We start from the raw sequence: 21,310 nt of genomic DNA, 5'->3' as shown, positions 1-21,310 counted from the left end.
AAGAGGGGTTCTCCCAATGCAATCGACCATTTCTCGTCGCCTTGTTCTTCAAAATGCAGGCTTGGCGGCAGCCGCGGCCGCAACCGGAAGCCTTTTTGGCCGCCACGCGCAGGCGCAGGAAGCCGCCCTTTCCGTCTTCGGACCGCTTCCGCCTGATCCGGCACCTCCAGGGGCCGCAAAGTTTGCGGAAGCAGCATTTGAAGCCTGGAAGGCGGCAAACGGAGCATCCGTAAACTACGAGCTCTTAGCGTGGCCCCAACTTCATGACCGAATGGCAACGGCTTTCGCTTCCGGATCGGCCCCTTGGGACATTATCTATATGTGCGGATGGGTGCCGGAGTTCGAAAGCTTCCTTCTGCCGTTCGTGAGCAACCTTCCCGCTGATCTAGTCGCCGATCTCCCGGAATCGAGTTTCAAAACCGTAACTTGGAACGGAAAGCGCTACGGCACGGTCTTCACACTCTCACTGCTAACCCTGTTCTTCAACACGGAGCATCTTGAGCAAGCCGGAATTAAGGCTCCGCCGCAAAATTGGGACGAGTTCAAGCGGGTCACGAAGGAACTGACCCGCGACGGTCGGTACGGATATGTCGCGAACTATGCCGAAGCCGCCGGCATCGGCGGCGCCGCAAGCTATTGGATGGCGTTCCTGCAACAGGCAGGCGGAACGATGTACGGCAAAGACGGTCTGCCGGTCTTCAAGAGTGATGCCGGTGTCGATGCTCTGCAGATGATGGTCGATCTCATGGGAGCCGGCACGGAACCCGGCTCGATATCCTACGCTGGGATCAATGACGCGAGTAACGTCTTCATGTCCGGCCGTGCATCGATGATGATGAACTGGCCATATATGTGGAATCCCGCGCAGGATCCGAAACAGTCTCAAATCATCGGCAAGGTGGCAGCTTCGATCCTTCCGGCAGGCCCAGCCGGCACTGCCTCGATCGACGGCACTGACGCGTGGACAATTAGTAAGGCAAGTGCAAGTCCCGAAAAGGCGAGAAAGCTGATCGAGTTCTATCTCGACAAGGATGTCCAAAAACGTCAGGCGCTTGATACCGGCTGGCTGCCATCCCGATTGTCTGTTCTGGGAGATGCAGAGGTCCAGGCCGCACTCCCGATTGCCAAGGTCGTGCTTGAGCAAGCAAAGCATCCCTACGACAGCTTTGTAACGCCGGACTTTACCCAGGTTAGCCAAGCCATCGGCACCGAGGTGCAGAAGGCGCTGCAAGGTCAGAAAACTGCTGCGGAGGCAATTGCGGAGGCACATGATCTGGTTACTGCGATCATCAAGCGTCGCGGGTGAGCCGCGTAGAGGTGATATAGATGGCCACAACATTCGAAAAACGCCGGCAGAACGTCGGCGTTGTCCTCCTCGCGCCAGCATTGATAGTGATAGCCGGGATTCTCGGCTATCCGATCGTCAGATCGGCATTGCTTGCGCTCCAGGACGTCAAACTGCGGGCCGGCAAACTTGACCAGGTCTGGGTGGGGCTGGGGAATTTCAGGCGGATGCTTTCCGATGAAGGCCTCCAGCACGCCGCGCTGAACACACTCTACTTTTCGGCAATGGAGGTCATCCTTGTTGTCAGCATCGGTCTGGGCGTAGCACTGCTCTTGAACCAGCCTCAGGGAAGAAACGGCTTTCTGAAGATTTTGCTGGTCATCCCCTGGGCGATCGCTCCAGTGGCCAATGCCGTGCTTTGGAAATGGATTCTGAACTCCAACTACGGGGTGTTGAACGGGCTGCTGAAATCTCTCGGGCTTATCGACAACTACCAGGTCTGGCTGGGAACGCCGCTCAGCGCGCTGAATTTCCTGCTCCTTGTTGACGTCTGGAAGTCGATACCATTCGTCACCCTCCTGTTGCTCGCGGGGCTTCAACGGGTGCCCGGCGTGCTGCACAGGGCGGCGTACATGGATGGTGCGAGCAGCTTTCAAAGCTTCTGCTACATCACACTGCCGGCCATCAAGGACGCCATCGGGATTGCAGTGATCCTTCAGACGATCTGGTCGCTGCGCGTGTTCGACATCGTGTTCGTTCTGACCCGCGGCGGTCCCGCCGACGGAACCGTGCTCCTGAACTTCCTGGCCTATCGTGTCACGTTCAATTTTCTCGACATAGGCTACGGCGCGGCGATCGCAAACGTCATCTTCATCCTGACGTTCATTCTCGCGATCGGCTACCTGTGGCTTCTCAAACCAAAGTCCACCGCAGGTGCAAAATGAGTTTTCAAACCCATCGCATCGGCGGGCCTGTCAAAAGGATCATGGTCTATCTGGGTTTGACGGTCTTCGTTGTCTGGTCGATTGCACCCATCGTCTGGTTGATTTTATCAAGCCTGCTGGAACAGAGCGCCCTCATTGCCCAGCCCCCGGATCTCTCGCTGTCCAATTTTACGGTCGAGAACTTCGTCGCAGTCATGGCGTCCGCGGCCGCGCTGGGACACGGCGTCCTCAACTCGCTTATCGTCTCACTGTTCTCCACGGCGCTTGCGCTGGCTTTGGGAGCACCGGCTGCATACGCTCTCGCTCGCCTGTCGGTGCCGTACTCGAATGCACTCGGCTTCTTCATTCTGGCAACCCAGATGCTGCCGGGCATTGCAATCGCAATCCCTCTCTTTCTGCTTATCAGCTATCTGGGCCTGATCGACAGCGTCCTGACCTTGGGCGTCGTCTATCTCTCCTTCAACTTGCCGATCGTCATCTGGATCTTGCGCGGATTTTTCCTCAGCATTCCCATTGGAATCGAGAAGGCGGCAGCCGTCGACGGAGCGGGGCCGCTGCGGACGCTTTGGCACGTCATCTTGCCGATTTCTATCCCGCCCATAGGAGCGGCTGCCGTCTTCGCGTTCATCGAGGCGTGGAACGAGTTCTTCTTCGCATTGATCCTGACACGGCAGAGCGCGCAGACGGTACCGCTCGCGATCGCGCAATTCGCCGGACAATATCAAACAGTGTTCGGACAGATGATGGCCGCCGCCGTAATTAGCGTGGCCCCCGTCATCATCATCGCAACGATCTTCCGAGACCAGATCATCCGCGGCTTCGCCGACGGCATGATGAAGGGATAACCAGTGACTAGCGTAACGTTGAAAGAGGTTTCCAAGAAGTTCGGAAGCGTCCAGGTCTGCCACAACATCGACCTTGATATTAAGGCCGGGGAATTCATCACGCTGCTGGGATCGTCCGGCTGCGGCAAGACCACGACGCTGAATATGGTGGCAGGCCTTGAAGACAGCACATCCGGGGACATTCTAATCGGTGGACGACGCGTCAACGACTTGTCCCCTGTCGAGCGCGACGTGGCCATGGTGTTCCAGAATTATGCGCTTTATCCGCATATGACGGTCGCCCAGAACATCGGATTTACACTCAAGATGCGCAGCGTCGCACCGGCGATCATTCGGGAGAAGGTCCAAAAGCTTGCCGCGTCTCTGGAGCTCGATCATTTGCTGGAAAGATTTCCGGCGCAGCTCTCTGGCGGCCAGCAACAGCGCGTGGCGATCGGCCGCGCTCTGGTCCGCGAGCCGCGGATCTTTCTGTTTGACGAGCCATTCTCGAACCTCGATGCGTCGCTCCGCGTGAAGATGCGCACAGAAGTCAAGCAACTGCATGTGCAGCGGAACGTGACGTCGATCTTCGTGACGCACGACCAGGAAGAAGCGATGTCGATCTCGGACAGGATCGCCGTCATGTATCGGGGTCGCGTTGAACAATTCGGAACGCCCGAGGAAATCTACGCGCGCCCCGCCACGCGTTACGTCGCCTCGTTCATCGGAAGCCCACAAATTGAACTGCTCGATGGCCTTATCGAGGAGGCAAACGGCGCAACGTTCGTTCGTGCCGGACAAAAGGCGCTGCCGGTGAGTATCGGCCCCAGCAGTTTGAAGGCCGGCAGGGCCGTCGAGTTCGGCGTCCGGCCAGAACACGTCCGCTTGGGCGTCAATGGCATTGAAGGCCGGGTGCGAATTCTCCAGCCGATTGGGCCGGCGACCCATGTCACCATCGATACAGCGGCCGGAACGTTCATTGCGAGCGTGCCTGGTTTTCTGCGGGTCAAGCCAGGCGATGCCGTCAATATCGAGATCCAGGCGGCGAACCTGCACATGTTCGACAAGGAAACGGGATTGCGCGTTTGACGGCTCGGCCTTCAGGCGCCACGCCGGCAGTCAATCAAATTTCTCGTCGGTGTAAAAAAGAGGAACAACACTAATGTCCCACGACAGCAATCCATTCCCCTCATCTGATCAGGATAAACATGCGATTTGGGAAATGCTCGTACGCGAAGACGTCGACGGCTTCGTGAACGAGGACTGGTCTGTTTTTGGCAAATCGTTCAGACGCGGCGGCTTTTGTGGGTTGGATGCCAAGGGCTCGTTTGGTCCAGCCGATTGGCAGATCGGCTTTCCGACGGTTGAAGCCTATCGAGACGCCTGGCTCGACGATGCCCGCCGTTCTGCTGCAACGGCCTATGCGGAAGACCGTCGAGATGCTCTTTTCCGGGCTACGAACATGCTCGACATCCGGCGTGCAAGGGCACACGGCAACGGCACGAAAGACCTTTGATGACGCGATAGCACTCGAAGGCGGCGGTTTTCAGAAACTGAACTGGCAGTCGGTATTCTTCTGCACGAAGGAGGACGGGACGTGGAAGATCACGGGGTTCGTGGGCTTCCTGCCTTCTACGTCTCCCTCCTAGTGAGCCGATATGCAGGCGGTCGCCTACAACGCGCCCGCGGCCGGGATGCGATGACGCGCATCTCGCGTGCGCTCGGTACGGAAGATGCAACGATTGGTCCCCACGAACTGGCAAAATCGATCGGTGCCCCGACAGCGTTGAAGGACATTGGCATGCCCGAAGATGGACTGGACCGCGTCGCCAACATTGCCGTTTTGAATCCCTATGCCAATCCGCGTCCGCTTGACCGCAACCTGATACGCGCGCTGCTCGAAAACGCCTATCACGGCCATGTGCCGGCTTGAACTAAACAGATCCGGCATCATCCTGAGCCGGCACCATTTTTTCCTCCCAAGCAACAGCCGGCCAAAGTCTGCTGTGAAGGAACAGCCTGCTAAGTGATTTGACTTGAACTTCGGGAATCAGAGGCCAGGCGCAATTGTCAGTTGGACGCTCCTGAAGAATCTTCTGACTTCAACTTAGCGCCGTGCATGGCCGACGCTGCCGACGACGCCTTGTCGGACCAAGCCTGCGGCCAGTGCTTAAACGCTCTCCACGTTCCGCTTGCAGTTCACCGACAAGGGCATCGCGGCGTTCAATCAGGGCCAGGCCCGCGGCATTGAGATGACACTTCCAGCCTGGCGCGGAGACCTCCGCCAAAGCGGCCGCCTGCTCATCCAAGCCTCATCTTGAATAGGGGATTGACGGAGGCCGATCCGAATGCTTCTATTCTCGATATTTAATAAGGCGTCTCGATAATCGAGAACAACGAGAATGGGACATACGACTAAAGCCATGGTTCAGCCCACGATGCATGTCGGCATGACCGGCATATCCAAAACCTATGATGGCCATAGCTTCGTGGTTCGCGATCTCAACCTTGACATCGCGAAGGGCGAATTCCTGACACTTCTTGGTCCTTCGGGATCTGGCAAGACGACGACGTTGATGATGCTCGCCGGCTTCGAATATCCCTCAGGCGGTGAAATCACGCTGGACGGGCGGCCGATTCAGGACAAGCCGCCGGAAAAACGGAACATCGGCATGGTGTTTCAGAACTATGCCCTCTTCCCGCATATGACGGTCGCCGAGAATGTTGGCTATTCGTTGCGGGTGCGCGGCTCCTCCAGGCAGCAGATCGCCACGCGCGTCGGCGAAGCGCTGGCGATGGTCCAACTTTCGGACCTGGCGCAGCGCAAGCCCACGGCCTTGTCGGGCGGTCAGCAACAAAGGGTCGCGCTTGCCCGAGCGCTTGTCTTTGAACCCAGCCTGGTGCTGATGGATGAGCCGCTCGGCGCCCTGGACAAGAAGCTGCGCGAGGACTTGCAGCTCGAAATCCGCCTTATCGCCGATCGGCTTGACCTGACAGTCGTCTACGTGACGCACGATCAGCACGAAGCGCTGACGATGTCCGACCGGATCGCCATTTTCAACGACGGCCGCATCCAGCAAATCGGTTCGGCGCAAGATATCTACGGACACCCCGCGAGCCGCTTCGTGGCGGAGTTCGTTGGCGACAACAACTGCCTTGACGCGAAAGTCGTCTCGATCGAAGGCGACCTGGCGCGCGCAAGGCTCGCCGGCGGCCAGGAAATTTGGGCGCGCAGCAGCGTTCACACGAAGGTTGATCAACGAGCGACGATCGCCATCAGGCCGGAGAGCGTCCGCATTACCGGACAAAACCGCGCCGGGACGCTTAGTGGGCAAGTCAGCGACATCATTTACTGCGGCGACCAGTTCCGGATCCACGTCGAACTGCCGGGCGGGGAACGGTTGATTGCGAAGAGTTCATCATCGTTGGAAGTCCAGATGGAGATGGGCAGCCCTGTCCTTCTCGACTGGGAGCCGCACGATGCCTGGGCGCTTGACGGCAGATAACACAACCGAACATCCAGAGAGGAAGTCACATGTTACGAGCGAATTCGTTCAAGCATTCGTGCCTTGTTGGGCTTGTCCTGACCGCAGCGAGTTTTCCAGCCCTGGCAGACGGACTGACCGTCGTGTCCTGGGGTGGTGCCCTACAGGAGGCACAGACAAAGGCTTTGCTCGATCCATACGCGAAGGCGAAGAACCTCACCGTCACCCAGGACACCTGGAGCGGTGAACTGGCAAAGCTGCGTGCCATGGTCGATAGCGGCAATGTCGCATGGGACGTCATCGACGTCGATCCGCAAACAGGGGCGACCGCTTGCGACCAGGGCTTGCTTGAAAAAATTGGCGGTGATGCTGCCTTCAAGGCCGCTGGCCTTGTGGATGGTGCTCTGACTGAGTGCGCCGTGGGAACCAGCGTCTACGCCACGGTCCTGGCGTTCCAGAAGCAGGCATTCCCGACGGCGCCCACCAAACTGGCGGACATCTTTGACACCACCCACTTCCCAGGCAAACGCGGCTTTCGCAAGAGCCCGGTGGACACACTCGAAGTCGCGCTCATAGCGGATGGCGTCGCGCCATCGGACGTCTACAAGACACTTGCAACTCCGGCCGGTGTCGATCAAGCGTTCAAGAAGCTCGACACTATCAAAAAAGACATCGTCTGGTGGGAGGCTGGCGCACAACCGCCGCAGCTTCTCAAATCAGGCGAAGTCAAGTTGACCCTGGCCTGGAATGGCCGCATCGCCGACGCCAATACGAAGGAAAACGCCGATCTGGGGATTGCCTGGACCAATCAGATCCGTGGCTTTGATATGTGGGTTATCCCAACCGGCTCCAAGAACCTTGAAACTGCCAAGGACTTCGTCGCTTTCAGCGTCAAGCCAGACATCAACGCTGCCCTGAGCAATTACATCGCGTACGGGCCAACCGTAAAGGCAGCCAGCGCTCTGGTCGCCAAGGACGTGCTGCCGAACTTGCCGTCTGCCCCGCAAAACAGTGAGGGCGCCTTGGCCCAAGACGGATCTTTCTGGGCCAAGAATGGTGACGCGCTGAACGCCCGCTTCGCCAGCTGGGTTTCCCAGTAAACCGAGCAGCGGGGAGTTGTTTGATGACACTACCGTACGGCGACGTTGGCTTGGTAATGACGCAGACCGATACCTCTGCGCCAAAGGTTGCGTCGCCGACGGCTCATGTCGTTCACTCGACGATCAGGAGGGACAACAATCGGAGGGCAGTCATGGCTGCTCTTCCAGCGGCGCCCCTCCTGATTTTCCTACTTCTGTTCCTGGTGATCCCGATAGGCTCAATTCTTCATACGGCGGTATCGGACGGAGAGATCGCCAGAGCGCTGCCGCTGACAACGCAGGCGCTGAAGGCCTGGGACGAAGATAACCTTCCGGCCCCTGCTCTCTACATGACGCTTGGACAGGAACTCGAAGCCCCAGGACATGCTGGGTCGGTGCGCCCGCTAGGTCGTCGGGTGGGCTACGAATTGTCCCGCGGGATGAACGTCATCCTTAACGCGCAGCGGACGCTTTCGGAGGATTTCGATCGTGCCGACCCGCAGGCTTGGAAGGCCCAATTGATCAAGGCAGACCCGGCGTGGGACCAGAGCGGTGTATGGAGCATTATCAAGCACTATGATAGTCGCTACAGCGCCTTTTATTTGCGCTGGGCCATGGGCTTTTCCGTAAAGATCGAAGCCGATGGTCGACCGTCGCAGGAAACGAGCTATGATTTCCGGTCGATCTATCTCAGGACGATCCTGATCAGCCTTGTCGTGACGGGCCTCACAATCGTTATTGGATACCCGGTCGCGTATGTCATAGCCAATTCCAGTGGGCGGACAGCGGCAGTCCTCTTGTTCTTTATTCTCCTGCCGTTCTGGACCTCGCTCCTCGTGCGGACAATGTCGTGGATCGTTTTCCTTCAGACCAACGGTGTTCTCAACAATGCACTGGCGGGAACGGGGCTAATATCCGAGCCACTGCCCCTTCTTTACACGCGCATGGCGACGATCATCGCCATGATCCAGATCCAGCTGCCGTTCACCGTGTTGCCCATGATCAGCGTGATGCGGGCGATTCCGGCGAACCAGGTAAAGGCCGCCCGCAGCCTCGGCGCCGGCCCGCTGCTGGCACATGCGACGATTTTTCTTCCGCAGGCGGTTCCGGGCATTGCCGCCGGCGGACTTCTCACGTTCGTGCTATGCCTTGGCTTCTATTTGACGCCGGCATTGGTGGGTGGACCGTCCGATCAGATGGTGAGTTTCTTCATTGCCAGGTTTACCAATGAGGATCTGAATTGGGGGCTCGCTTCGGCGCTCAGCACCATCCTTATTTTCGGGGCAGGCCTCGTTGCTCTCCCGCTTGCGAGGCACGTCGCGCGTCACTCATCGGATCGGATATGAACATGGGGCACCGCGTCTATTCCGAGTTTCCGACTTACATTCGCATACCGCTCTATGTGTTTGTAGGGGTCGTTCTTCTGCTGCTGATGCTGCCGCTGGCGGTCGCTCTTCCGATCTCGTTCAATGCCGATCCCTGGTTCACCTACCCGTTCCGTGGGTTATCTCTTCGCTGGTTCGTACAGCTCTTTTCCTCGCCCCAATGGACCGGGGCAATGGTCAACAGTCTGGTGATTGCTACATCGACCACCGTCGTGGCCACGACCTTGGGTACGCTCGCAGCCATCGGGCTTGTCAATTCACGGTTTCCTTTCCGGACGGCCGTGATGGCGCTTGCCATCTCGCCGATGATCGTTCCCGTCGTCGTGCTGGGTCTCGGACTGTTCATTTTCTTTTCGCCGCTCGGCCTCAACTATTCCTACGCTGGCGTCGTTATTGCCCACACCATTCTGGCATCGCCCTTCGTTGTCATCACTGTCACGGCGACACTGACGCGCTTCGACTTCAACCTGATGCGGGCTGCGGCAGGTCTGGGCGCCGGCCGCGTGACGGCATTTCGAACCGTGATGCTTCCAATCATCGCGCCAGGCGTGGCTGCGGGGGCGGTCTTCGCCTTTGCCTCGTCATTCGACGAAGTGGTGATGGTGCTTTTCATTGCCGGACCTCAGCAGCGCACGCTGCCGAAGCAAATGTTCACGGGACTGCGTGAGCAACTCGATCCCACGATCCTCGCTGCGGCCGCGGTGATGATCATACTGACGAGTTGCCTGATGGCTGCAGTCTACAACGCCAACAAGAATAGGTAACGTGATGCTGCACATCATGTCGCAAGAGACCGGGACGATCGGGGCGGGGCAAGCCGGATTGTTCGCTGACGATTATCTTGAAGAGCCCTATTGGTGGTCGGCGGCGCCGCTGCCGGCAGCCGACGAGAATACGGAACCAGTCAGCCTTGGCGGCAGGGCTGATGTCGTCATCGTTGGCAGTGGCATTACGGGTCTGGTCGCCGCTCTGCATCTGGCCCGTGCGGGTTGTGACGTCGCCGTGGTCGATGCGCAGAGGATCGGCGAGGGCGCCGCACGCCGCAACGCCGGTTTCGTTGGCCGCACGCTCAAGCGGTCCGTTGAATGGCTGGCGGCAAAATCCGGGCGCGACCACGCGGTGCGGGTCTATCGCGAGCTTGATACGGCTCTCCGCGGCGTCCAGGCCTTCGTCGAGCGCGAGCGCATCGATTGCCACTACCAGACCTGTGGCCGATTCATTGCCGCCAATTCGAAAGCCCATTTTCAAGCTTTGATTGGGGAACTCGAACAGACGCGGCAAGCCGTGGGGTTCGACTATTCCGTTGTCGAGAAGCAGGACGTCCGTACGGAGATCGCCTCCGACGGCTACCATGGCGGCGCCGTCATTCCAGATCTCGGTTCGATCCATCCCGGGCTTTATCACGCAGGCCTTGTCCGCAAAGCGCTCGATGCCGGCGTCAGGCTGCACCCCCTCACGAATGTCTTGGGCGTCGCTCACGATACGAGTGGGAAGACCGTTCGAACGTCCAGGGGCGACATTGCGGCCCGTCATGTCATTGTCGTCACCAATGGTTATACAAGCCGCAATCTGAAATGGCTTGCGAGGCGGGTCATTCCTTTTCGCGGCTTTGTTATTGCAACCGAGCTGTTGCCCGTGGAAACGATCGACAAGGTGATGCCGCGCCGCCGCACCTATCTCGACACCAGGATGAACATCGATTTTATTCGCCCGGCACCTGACTCAAGCCGCATTCTGTTTGGCGGCATGACTGGTACGGCGAGCCCGACGGCGACGCCGCTCGCAGGCACGCTGCGCGATCGCCTTGTGAGAATTCTGCCCGACCTTGAGGGCGTCCGCCTCAGTCGTGCGTGGACTGGGCACTGCGCGGGAACTTTCGATTTCATGCCCCATATCGGCACGAAGGACGGCGTGCACTTCGCGCTTGGCTACAACTTCGCCGGCATTCCTCTTGGAACACATTTCGGGGAGAAGCTCGCTGCCCGCATTCTTCAACGGGGAGACATGTCTTCGGCCTTCGATATCGAAAAATTTCCGACGGCGCCATTCTTTAACGGCTCGCCGTGGTTCGTGCCCTTGGCTATGCGCTATTTCGACTGGCATGATGATCGAATCGCAAAAGGCTAGAGCGCATACATCATGGCAAAAACTCCGACGGACAAACCGGCCACTGAAAAGCCTCTCGAGCGTTACGTGCGTATTCTTGAGATCGTCGCCGGCTTTCCCGGCGGTATCTCAGGAACCTCCGTGGGCGAGATGCTCGATCTGCCGAAAGCCTCGGCCTATAGGCTGATGAAGAGCTTGGCTGATGTTGAATTGATCGAGCAGAGCGGCCCGAGCGCGGCCAATTTCAAGCTCGGGCGGCGGTTGGAGAGACTGCTCTTTTCAGGTGCGAGCGACGACTGGTTCAAGGCCGTTGCGCGCCCGACGTTGCAAGAGCTCTCAGAAGAAACCGGCCAGGCCTGCTTCATCGCGCGACTATCGGGCGACAGCGTTCGCAGCCTCGACATGGTTGCGCCCGGCGATCTGGTCAGGGCCTACATCGTTCCGGGGCACGAAATCCCAGCGCACGCCGGTGCCTCCGCCAAGGCGATCCTCGCCTTTCAGGATTCGAACTTCATCGCTTCGGTCCTCGACAGGCCGCTTAAGCGGTTCACGGCTGCGACCAAAGTCGACTTCGCCGCCCTCGTGGAAGAGCTGCAACTCGTACGCAAAACCGGCGTGGCCTACTGCATCGGAGAAGATGTTGACGGATTTGCAGCGATTGCCGCACCGATCAGAATCGATGGGCAGCGAACGCAGCATAGCCTGTGCGTGACGGGCACGATCAAGGGAATTATCGACACCAACCGAGAAATCAACGTCGCAGTGGTCAAGCGCCTGGCGGAGAAGCTTTCCAAGGTCCTGGAGAAAAAATTTCGGCATACGTTAAAAAGTACAGCCTGAATCCAGAAATCCTTGTTTGCGCGGCAGCGTTCGGTAGTAACCGACGCGCTCTTATGGCGTGTGTTATTATAAAAACCCTCTTTTTTGCGCAACGTCTGTCAAAGCCTTCGCGAGAGATATCTGACGAATATCATCACGGGCGCTCTTTTCAAAGAAATCAACGTGGAGCATGGAGATCTTGTGTTGACAGCAAGCGGCCGTCAGGTCTATTTTCTCGTTAATTGAATATTGGTATCGATTATCGAGAAAGGCAACCTCATGAGTGCGATCGACTGGCGGCAGGCCGCGTCAAATCTCAATCTCCGCAAACAGGCATTCATCGGCGGAAAATTTGTCGACGCGGTATCGGGTGGAGTGTTCGACGCGATCAATCCCGCCAATGGAACAACGCTTGCCCAGATAGCATCATGCGACGCGGCGGATGTCGACCTGGCGGTGCGCTCCGCACGCAACGCCTTCGACTCTGGTTCCTGGTCGCGGCGTTCGCCGAGCGAACGCAAGAAAGTGCTGCAGCGGTTCGCGGAGCTGATGCATCAACACGGCGATGAGCTCGCCCTGCTCGAGACCTTGAACATGGGCAAGCCGATCTCTGACGCACGCTCTGTCGACGTCCCGGCATCGGCCAATACGATCGCCTGGTACGCCGAGGCGATCGACAAGATCTACGACGAGATTGCTCCGACCGGCAGCGGTGCTCTGGGTATGATTACGCGTGAGCCTGTCGGCGTCGTGGCGGCCGTCGTCCCATGGAATTTTCCTTTGCTGATGGCATGCTGGAAACTCGGGCCAGCGCTGGCAGCAGGCAACTCAGTCATTCTCAAGCCTGCCGAGCAGTCACCGCTCTCCGCGATCAGGCTTGCGGAACTCGCGGCGGAGGCCGGCATCCCGGATGGCGTGTTCAACGTCGTCACCGGCCTTGGAGAGATTGCGGGCAAGGCGCTCGGCCTGCACATGGATGTGGATGCGGTCACGTTCACCGGCTCCACAGAAGTCGGCAAGCTTTTCATGAGCTATTCTGCCCAGTCGAACATGAAGCGCGTCGCGCTCGAATGCGGCGGCAAGACCCCACATATCGTCATGGCCGATTGTGGTAACCTGGATGAAGCCGCAACGGCGGCGGCCTATGGCATCTTCTTCAATCAGGGCGAAGTCTGTAACGCCGGCTCGCGTCTTTTGGTCGACGCCAAGATCAAGGACGTTTTTCTCGACAAGGTGATCGCGGTAGGGAAAACCCTCACGGTTGGCGATCCTCTCGCTCCCGCCACCAAACTTGGCGCGATGGTCAGTCAGGTCCAGATGGACCGCGTCCTCGATTACATCGATATCGGCTCCAAGGAAGGCGCGCAGCTCAGATCCGGCGGCAAGCGTGTCCTTCGCGAGACCGGCGGCTACTACATCGAGCCGACCGTTTTCGACAATGTCAGCAACAAGATGCGGATTGCACAGGAGGAGATTTTCGGCCCCGTCCTCGCCACCATCTCCTTTACCGGGGCGGAGGAGGCGGTCGCGCTCGCCAACGACACCATCTATGGCCTCGCCGCCGCGGTATGGACCGACAACATCGACGTCGCGCTGTCCACCGCTCGCCGGCTGAGAGCGGGCTCTGTCTGGGTCAACAACTTCGATGAGAGCAACATTACGATGCCCTTTGGCGGGTACAAGCAATCGGGCTTCGGACGGGACAAATCGCTACATGCGATCGACAAATACACCGAGCTAAAGGCAACCTGGATCAAGATCCGCGCCTAGCGATCGTCCTGGCTTCATCCCCTGACCGAGCACGCCCTTCCTCGTCCTTTGAGACGAGGGCACAGAAAGAGCCATGCATGCGCGATCCACGCTTCGACATCCTGTTCCAGCCAGTGCGGATCGGACCTGTTGTCGCTCGCAATCGATTCTATCAGGCGCCGCACTGCAACGGCATGGGCAATTTGCGACCGCAAGCCCATGCCGCGATGCGCGGTATCAAGGCCGAGGGCGGATGGGCGGTGGTCAACACCGAGCATTGTTCGGTTCATCCCTCTGGCGATCTTATGCCGGAGGTTCTGCAGATGCTGTGGGATGACGGCGACATTCCACCGCTTGCATTGATGGTCGAAGCGGTCCACGAGCACGGCTCACTCGCCGGCGTGCAACTCGCCTATCCCGCCTACTACAATGCCAATCGCATGACCCGCGACGTGCCGCTCGGCCCGATGGACCGACCGGTCAGCGGACACCATCCGGTCCAGGTTCGCGCCATGGACAAGTCCGACATCAAGGCACTGCTCGGATGGTGGAAGGCGGCCGCGCAGCGTGCGCGCAAGGCCGGCTTCGACATACTCAATGTCGACGGCAATTTTTCCACCATCGCCTTCCAGTTCATTTCGCCTCGCAATCAGCGCACCGACGAATATGGTGGCTCGCTGAAAAACCGGGTTCGTCTGCTGAAGGAATTGATCGAGGCGACGCGAGAGGGCGGCGGCGATGCCTGCGCGGTGAGCGTACGTCTGATCATTGATGAGATGTTTGGTCCCGATGGCCTTCGCGCTGCGGAGGAAGGGATAGAGGCCATCAGCCTGCTCGCCGAGCTGCCCGATCTATGGGATCTCGTGGTGGGAACCTGGGCCGACGATTCGCCAACCTCGCGCTTCGCATCGGAGAACGACCACGAGCCGTTCATGACCGGGATCAAGGGTGTCACCACCAAGCCGGTCGTCGGTGTCGGGCGCTTCACCTCACCCGACACCATGGCAAGTCTGATCCGTCGTGGCGTGCTTGACATGATTGGCGCGGCGCGCCCGTCGATCGCGGACCCCTTCCTGCCGAAGAAGATCGAGGAGGGACGTTACGAGGATATCCGCGAATGCATCGGTTGCAACATCTGCGTGTCGAGCCACTTTGCCATGACGAACCTGCGCTGCACGCAGAACCCGACCATGGGCGAGGAATGGCGCCGCAGCTGGCACCCCGAACGAATTTCCACCAGATCAAGCGATGCGACCGTGCTCGTGGTCGGCGGTGGGCCGGCGGGACTCGAATGCGCCCGGGCACTGGGTCAGCGCGGCTACCAGGTAACCTTGGCCGAGCGGCGGAGCCGTCTCGGTGGCCGCGTGACCCTCGAGGGCGAGCTGCCGGGCCTGCGCGAATGGCTGAGGGTTCGCGACTGGCGCGTCACCCAGCTCGACAAACTCACAAATGTCGGTGTCTACCTCGAAAGCGACCTCGGAGTGGCCGAAATTCTCGAATTCGATGCCGATGAGGTTGTGCTGGCGACAGGATCGCAATGGCGCGCCGATGGCGTGGGGCGCGCGGCGTTCAAGCCGCTTGCATTGTCGCCCAGCGTGCCCGTGTTCACACCGGACGACATCATGGGCGGCAATATCCCTTCAGGCCACATCATCGTCTATGACGACGATCACTACTACATGGGCGCTGTGATCGCTGAAAAACTGGCGCTTGCCGGCAGCAACGTCACATTGGTCACACCGGCGGCCGACGTCTCCTCCTTCACCATCAACACGCTGGAGAATATCCGGACGGCCAAACGGCTATATGAGCGAGGCGTCAGGATGGTTACGCACATGGCTCTCATCGGCACGCATGAAGGCCAGGCCCTCTTCGTCGATGCGAGAACCGGGGCCACGGAGAATCGAGAGGCCGACGCCCTTGTTCTCGTCACAGCTAGGCTGCCTCGCAACGAACTCTTTGCCGCGCTGACCGCGCGTCTTGTCGAGGGCAAGGCAGGTCGCTTACGCCGCGTCTCACGCATCGGGGATTGCGAAGCCCCGGCCGCCATTTACGCCGCCGTCTACTCAGGCCACCGTTTTGCTCAAGAATTCGAGAACGGCGACCCGATGTTGCGTCGCGAGCGGATCAACCTTGCCATCTAGAACCAAGTGATGAGCGACCTCATGTCAGCACCAGCGACACCAAATTCCGAAAAGCTCTATGCCCGTGCCCGCGAGGTCATGCCTGGCGGAAACACGCGCACGACCGTCTATCGCAAACCGCATCAGATCTATGCCTGGCGCGGCGACGGCTGCCGTATCACCGATGTCGATTGCCATGTCCGGATCGACGCCTTGGGGAACTTCACCTCTCTGATCCATGGCTATGGCAATCGCCAAATCGTTGAGGCGGCCACACGGCAGCTTGAAGCCGGGACGTGTTTCGGCATGCCCACCGAGAGCGAGATCCGACTGTCGGAAATCCTGTGCGAACGTCTGCCGTCCGTCGAGCAGCTTCGCTACACCAATTCCGGCACTGAAGCGGTGATGAACGCGATCAAGGCCGCGCGCGCCTATACCGGCCGACCGAAGATCGCAAAATGCGAGGGCGCCTACCACGGGACCTACGATCCGGCCGAGACAAGCCAGGACGCCAGCCCCGCCACCTGGGGTGATATCGACAGGCCAGGATCCGTGCCGACCGCCAAGGGGACACCCCAAGGTGTGCTTGATGATGTCGTCGTCATTCCCTTCAACAACACGCCTGTAGCCGAGGCAATCCTTCGCGCCAGCGGCAACAGCCTCGCGGCCGTCCTCGTCGATGTCATGCCCAATCGCGCGGGCCTGGTGCCGGCAAAGCCCGAATATCTGGCGATGCTGCGGCGGGTTACGCGCGAGCTTGGGGCGCTGCTGATCCTTGACGAGGTCATCACCTTTCGCCTTGGCTATCATGGTGCGCAGGGCCGGTTCGACATCGATCCGGATTTCACCACACTCGGCAAGATTATCGGTGGCGGCTTCGCGATCGGCGCCATTGGCGGCCGTGCGGAAGTGATGTCGGTGTTTGATCCGAGCAAGGGCCAGCCCGCGGTGCCGCATGGCGGCACCTTCAGTGCCAATCCCATGTCGATGTCTGCCGGGATAGCCGCTCTTGAAGAATTGACGCCTCCTGTATTCGAGAAGCTCGAGGCGCTCGGCGATCGCTTCGACGAGGGTCTTCATGCGTGTTTCACCCGTCATGGAATCAAGGGACAGGTTACCGGACTGGGCTCACTGCGCCGTGTCCACCTGACGGACGCACCGCTGAGCGACTACCGTTCCACTTTCGCCTCAGCAGATGGCGCCGCGCGGGTTTCGGCTCTCGCCAAGGCGTTGTTCGACGAAGGCGTGATCATTGCAGGCAATGGGTTGATGGCGTTCTCCGCCGCCATGGACGATGCGGATATCGACGAAATAGTGCGGGCCTTCGACCGAGCATTGCGGTCTGTCGCATGATGACGGCGGCAGGGAAACCTGGGACAATTAAGGAGCGGCACGTGAAAAGGCAAAAGGTCACCGTGACCAACAAGTGGGGGGCCGCGATCGGCTATTCCCGGGCCGTCCGCGCCGGAAACATCATTGTTGTATCGGGCACTTCCGCCTCTGGACCCGATGGGGCTCTTCACCCCGGCGACGCGGAACGGCAAACCATCGTGGTTCTGGAGCGCATCGGCGCCGCGCTGCGCGAACTCAACGCCTCGATCGAGGATGTCGTCGAGACGCGCATTTTCTTGCGCAACATGAGCGATTGGGAAGCGGTCGCCAAAGCCCACGGCTCCGTCTTCGGCGACATTCGGCCGGCAACGACGATGGTGCAGGCGGGAGCCCTTATCGACGATGGCCTTCTCGTCGAGATCGCCGCCACTGCCATCCTCGCAAGCTGAGAGAGAAGCCTATGTCGAAGGACACCATCATCACCTGCGCCGTGACCGGTAGCCTGACAAGGCCGCAAGACAACGCAAATCTGCCGGTGACGCCCGAACAAATCGCTATCTCGGCCCTGGAGGCCGCCGAAGCAGGCGCGGCGATTCTGCATCTTCACGTTCGCCATCCCGACGGTCGGCCGTCGATGGAACTCGATCACTACCGCGAACTCGTTCGTTTGATCCGCACCAAGAATACGGAGGTCATCCTGAATATCACCACCGGACCTGGCGGCCGGTTCCAGCCCGGTGAGGAGGACCCAAAGATTGCCGGCCCCCGGACGAATTTCGTGACGGCCGAACGTCGCGTCGAGCACATTCGCGATCTGCGGCCCGACATCTGCACCTTGGACCTTAACACGATGACGTTCGGCAGCGAGGTCGTCATCAACACTCCGCCCAACGTCAAGAAGATGGCTGAGATCATCTACGACTGTGGAGTCCGGCCCGAGTTCGAGCTTTTCGACAGCGGAGACATCAATCTCCTCAACGACTTTCTCGCAAGCGGCGTGTTTCGCGGCCCGCCGCTCGTAAGCCTTGTGCTTGGTGTGAAATACGGTTTCGCGACGACGCCGGAGACCATGATGTTCGCCCGCAACATGTTGCCCCGAGACGCCATCTGGACAGGCTTTGGCATCGGCCGCGCCGCTTACCCAATGCTCATGCAATCCTACCTGCTCGGTGGGCATGTGCGGATAGGCATGGAGGACACGATCCGGATGTCGCGGACTGAACTCGTGAAGAGCAATGCCGAGCTCGTCGAGAAAGCGAAATGGCTCCTGGAAAGGCTCGGCGCCACCATTGCCAGCCCGGCGTCAGCGCGCTCTCAGCTCGCATTGAAGGCTTAGCGTTCTGAAACGATGCCAATAACGGGAACAGGGAGGATCTAATATGAGGTCGAGATTTGCTTTTGTAGCGCTTGGGGTCGCCACGGCGGCCATCACCATGTCTGCTGGTGACCTAAAGGCGTCGCCGATTTCGGTCCAGGATGTGACTTCTACTGCAACGCTGCAGCTTCGCTCCAACGACGACTTTGTTTCCTCAAATTCATCGAGCGCAGCCAAGCCGTTCAGCGGGCATCTGGCTTTTGCCGAGGCAAGCATGGTGAGCGGCGATAAGCTTGCACCGGTGAATGGCAAGGACCTGCATGCATTTCCTGCTTTCGAAGTCAGTTTCACGACGGTCGGAAGCACTCTGGTACCCTCGTCCCAAGACATCCTGGGTGACTTCAAACCGATGGGAGGCGGGACTTATTGGCAGATATTGGTGCAGCCTGGAAAAGTGTGGTCGGAGCCGAGTGATCCACCGGGCTGGACGCGCGCGTCGTTCCCACTTGCAATTATGAATCCGGTGGAAGGCGGCGAGAGCCATAATGGCGTTGCTTTGTTCATGTACAAGGATGCGGATGTCACGCCTTTGCATATTCAAATAACCACCGGAACGACGCCCTTCCAGGCGGGCTCGGTTTTCAAGGCGGCAGCAACGTCTGTTTCCACGATGAAACCGATCTCGGCAGAGGACGTCCATTCCATTGAACAGGCCTTCAGCCTGCGAGAGGCCAGCCGCCTGCCGGTAAAATCCTGGGACAGCCTGCCGGTCAGCCTTAGCATAGCTCAAAGCGCTGAGTTCGGCGGCCGCATGCGAGATGACTGGAAGCTTGCGACCGCGGTTTTTGTGGATGGAACCATCTACATGAAAGGTTGCCAAACATCGGAGGGTCCGCTGCCTTACTGCGACAGGCAACGCTTCGGCGTGTGGTCGGCGACAAAATCCGCGGTTACGCGCATGGCCATGCTTCGTATGGCCGCCAAATATGGCGATCAGATCTTCACGACGAAGATCGACGATCTGCTACCCGCAGCAAAACGCTATCCGGCGTGGAAAGACGTCACCTTAGGCAGTGCCCTCAATATGGCGACCGGTGTCGGAAACGGCGCAGGGAAGCCAGAAGCGAATATCGGTGACGAGCCTTACGATGATTCATACATGGCATTTTACAACGACGGCGATTTCGAATCGAAACTAGAGAAAGCACTCGCACGCCCCCGATCCTACGGGTGGGGCGTCGACAAATTTGTTCGCTACAGGGACGAGGATTACTTCGTCCTCGGTGCGGCTTTGGACAGTCTACTTAAGGATAAGCAAGGCGCCGACAAAGACATCACTTCGATGTTGAGGCACGAAGTTTATCAAAAGATCAAGGTCTATGACTTGCCGGTCGCGACGACATTCGGTGCAAAAAAACAGCCGCTTGCGTTCGAGGGATTGTACGCAACCATCGACGACCTTGTTAAAATTGCCAAGCTGTTTAAAGACGGTGGCGCGGTCGCGGGCGACCAACTCCTTACCCCTCAGAAGACCCAAGAAGGCTTGACCAACCATAAGAAGTGGGGATTGCCGACCGGCCGGCCGAGAGGCTCGGGCGAGAGATACTTTAGTTCTTTCTGGATCGACGACTTCTCGTTTGATGGATGCGACGGAAATTTTGCGCGCTTCATGGGTTATGGGGGGCAAATCGTGGCTATGCTCCCCAACAACCTGATTGCTGTCCGGCTTTCATCGGCACCAACAGACGACGAGACCGTGAGTGACTTTTCTGGCTTAGTTCAGGCGTCGAATGCTATCGAAAAAATCTGCAACAACTGACAAGTGTGGCGGGCAGGGCGCTCAGCGCCCTGCCTTGAACGAGCGCTCCGTGCAGCGGTGATGTTGTTGGCTGGTCCACTAGATCGTCTCCTTGGTGGCCGACAAATCCAGGTGCTCAATGGAGCAGCGGCAAGCCTTCGGCAAGCTGCGTCTGCCGGAGGACATTGCACCGGCCGTACCCCACTCATGATAACGACCAGCCGTATGACGAGCTATTTCAAGCGCCTCGGGATCGGGGGCAAGGATATCGGTGACGAGCTTGATCGACTTGCCCAAAAAATCCCATCCCGCATGGACAGCTGGAGTAGATGAATGCCGAAAACAGCAAGTCAAGTCATGATGCTTCGCCGCCAGATTCTCTCGAGCGGCGAGCCCCTGCCAGTCCTGGCAGCCCCTGCCAGTCCTGGGATGCGGCACTTGGCAGACCTTCGATGTCACGTCACCGCAGACAGTACGAGTCGCCCGCCGCGGAAACGCCGTCGTGGGCGAGTGCATTGGCCGCTTCGCCACACGGATATATGCTTCTCCGTCCTATCTTGAGAAATACGGAACCCCCGAAGGCAAAGAGGACCTCCAAAGACATCATTTTGTCGCTACATCGAGGAACTGGTTCAGCTCGAAGCGGTCCGCTGTCCCGAAGATTTCATCCCAGCCAAAAACTTGCATTCGCCTCCAACAGCATGATTGCCCAATGTTTGCGGCCTCGGGCGGCGCGGGGATCGTCGCGCTTCCAGAATTCGCTCTCCGCGTGAACACGGGTCTGATCAACGTCCTGCCGGCCCTGGCAGGGGCACAGAGACGTTTGGCTTTCCGTTCATCAGGATATGGCGAATCTCTCCCGATTCGCGTGGCGAGCAGGTTTTTAAAGGAACTCATGACTAGCGATGAGGCAAAACTCGGCGACCGCTAGATGTGAAAAGCAGACCCAAAGTCATTGGGTCAAGCTCGCTCATGCGAAGTCGGGCGGTGAATGCTGGTCGCTTCTCGTGCCGCTGACGATGACAACCGCCGACTCTGAAGACGGGCGGGCTTTCAGGCCCACGTA

Annotated in this window: 19 protein-coding genes; 18 read left to right on the top strand and 1 reads right to left on the bottom strand. The window is 59.0% G+C overall.

Annotation, left to right across the window (positions count from 1 at the left end; translation table 11 throughout):
* Nucleotides 1–16 precede the first annotated feature (16 nt).
* From X742_RS145390 to X742_RS145470, 18 genes are all read left to right on the top strand, one after another.
* Nucleotides 17–1,306, top strand: coding sequence for a sugar ABC transporter substrate-binding protein (locus tag X742_RS145390; RefSeq protein ID WP_023774301.1), 1,290 nt, complete (start codon nt 17–19; stop codon nt 1,304–1,306).
* Nucleotides 1,307–1,326: 20 nt separating this feature from the next.
* Nucleotides 1,327–2,229, top strand: coding sequence for a sugar ABC transporter permease (locus X742_RS145395; RefSeq protein ID WP_023774300.1), 903 nt, complete (start codon nt 1,327–1,329; stop codon nt 2,227–2,229).
* Nucleotides 2,226–3,074, top strand: a complete 849-nt coding sequence (locus X742_RS145400; RefSeq protein WP_023774299.1) for a carbohydrate ABC transporter permease — start codon at nt 2,226–2,228, stop codon at nt 3,072–3,074. The genes X742_RS145395 and X742_RS145400 overlap by 4 nt, the downstream gene beginning before the upstream one ends.
* A gap of 3 nt (nt 3,075–3,077) precedes the next feature.
* Nucleotides 3,078–4,142: a sn-glycerol-3-phosphate ABC transporter ATP-binding protein UgpC gene (gene ugpC, locus X742_RS145405; protein WP_031248299.1), complete on the top strand. Its 1,065-nt coding sequence runs from the start codon at nt 3,078–3,080 to the stop codon at nt 4,140–4,142.
* Nucleotides 4,143–4,215: 73 nt separating this feature from the next.
* Nucleotides 4,216–4,569: a hypothetical protein gene (locus tag X742_RS01000000170545; RefSeq protein WP_245275602.1), complete on the top strand. Its 354-nt coding sequence runs from the start codon at nt 4,216–4,218 to the stop codon at nt 4,567–4,569.
* An 81-nt stretch (nt 4,570–4,650) separates the two neighbouring features.
* Complete coding sequence (locus tag X742_RS145410; protein ID WP_156939427.1) at nt 4,651–4,986, top strand: hypothetical protein; 336 nt, start codon at nt 4,651–4,653, stop codon at nt 4,984–4,986.
* 517 nt (nt 4,987–5,503) lie between these two features.
* Entirely contained in the window at nt 5,504–6,559 is a 1,056-nt protein-coding gene (locus tag X742_RS145415; RefSeq protein ID WP_245275601.1) for an ABC transporter ATP-binding protein, read from the top strand.
* A 29-nt stretch (nt 6,560–6,588) separates the two neighbouring features.
* Nucleotides 6,589–7,638, top strand: a complete 1,050-nt coding sequence (locus X742_RS145420; RefSeq protein WP_031248298.1) for an ABC transporter substrate-binding protein — start codon at nt 6,589–6,591, stop codon at nt 7,636–7,638.
* 152 nt (nt 7,639–7,790) lie between these two features.
* The gene (locus tag X742_RS145425; RefSeq protein WP_245275600.1) at nt 7,791–8,963 is read left to right on the top strand and encodes an ABC transporter permease; all 1,173 of its coding nucleotides are present in this window, start codon (nt 7,791–7,793) and stop codon (nt 8,961–8,963) included.
* Nucleotides 8,960–9,766, top strand: a complete 807-nt coding sequence (locus X742_RS145430) for an ABC transporter permease (RefSeq protein WP_023774291.1) — start codon at nt 8,960–8,962, stop codon at nt 9,764–9,766. The genes X742_RS145425 and X742_RS145430 overlap by 4 nt, the downstream gene beginning before the upstream one ends.
* 4 nt (nt 9,767–9,770) lie before the next feature.
* A complete protein-coding gene (locus X742_RS145435; RefSeq protein WP_031248294.1) occupies nt 9,771–11,129 on the top strand; it encodes an FAD-binding oxidoreductase in 1,359 nt (452 codons plus the stop codon).
* A 12-nt stretch (nt 11,130–11,141) separates the two neighbouring features.
* A complete protein-coding gene (locus tag X742_RS145440; RefSeq protein WP_023774289.1) occupies nt 11,142–11,948 on the top strand; it encodes an IclR family transcriptional regulator in 807 nt (268 codons plus the stop codon).
* Between the two features lie 258 nt (nt 11,949–12,206).
* Entirely contained in the window at nt 12,207–13,697 is a 1,491-nt protein-coding gene (locus X742_RS145445) for an aldehyde dehydrogenase (RefSeq protein WP_031248293.1), read from the top strand.
* 77 nt (nt 13,698–13,774) lie between these two features.
* Nucleotides 13,775–15,820, top strand: coding sequence for an FAD-dependent oxidoreductase (locus X742_RS145450; protein WP_023774287.1), 2,046 nt, complete (start codon nt 13,775–13,777; stop codon nt 15,818–15,820).
* 9 nt (nt 15,821–15,829) lie between these two features.
* Complete coding sequence (locus X742_RS145455; protein ID WP_023774286.1) at nt 15,830–17,152, top strand: aspartate aminotransferase family protein; 1,323 nt, start codon at nt 15,830–15,832, stop codon at nt 17,150–17,152.
* A gap of 41 nt (nt 17,153–17,193) precedes the next feature.
* Nucleotides 17,194–17,580, top strand: a complete 387-nt coding sequence (locus X742_RS145460) for a RidA family protein (protein WP_031248290.1) — start codon at nt 17,194–17,196, stop codon at nt 17,578–17,580.
* A gap of 11 nt (nt 17,581–17,591) precedes the next feature.
* Nucleotides 17,592–18,467, top strand: coding sequence for a 3-keto-5-aminohexanoate cleavage protein (locus X742_RS145465; protein WP_023774284.1), 876 nt, complete (start codon nt 17,592–17,594; stop codon nt 18,465–18,467).
* Between the two features lie 43 nt (nt 18,468–18,510).
* Entirely contained in the window at nt 18,511–20,265 is a 1,755-nt protein-coding gene (locus X742_RS145470) for a serine hydrolase (RefSeq protein ID WP_023774283.1), read from the top strand.
* 78 nt (nt 20,266–20,343) lie between these two features.
* Here the strand turns inward: X742_RS145470 and X742_RS1000000174195 are convergent, their stop codons facing one another.
* Complete coding sequence (locus tag X742_RS1000000174195; RefSeq protein ID WP_156939426.1) at nt 20,344–20,541, bottom strand: hypothetical protein; 198 nt, start codon at nt 20,539–20,541, stop codon at nt 20,344–20,346.
* Nucleotides 20,542–21,310: the final 769 nt, after the last annotated feature.

Source organism: Mesorhizobium sp. LNHC229A00 (genome assembly GCF_000502415.1).
Taxonomy (GTDB): Bacteria; Pseudomonadota; Alphaproteobacteria; order Rhizobiales; family Rhizobiaceae; genus Mesorhizobium.
The sequence above is the reverse complement of the archived record's forward strand: the minus strand, read 5'-3'. Positions and strand labels throughout refer to the sequence as shown.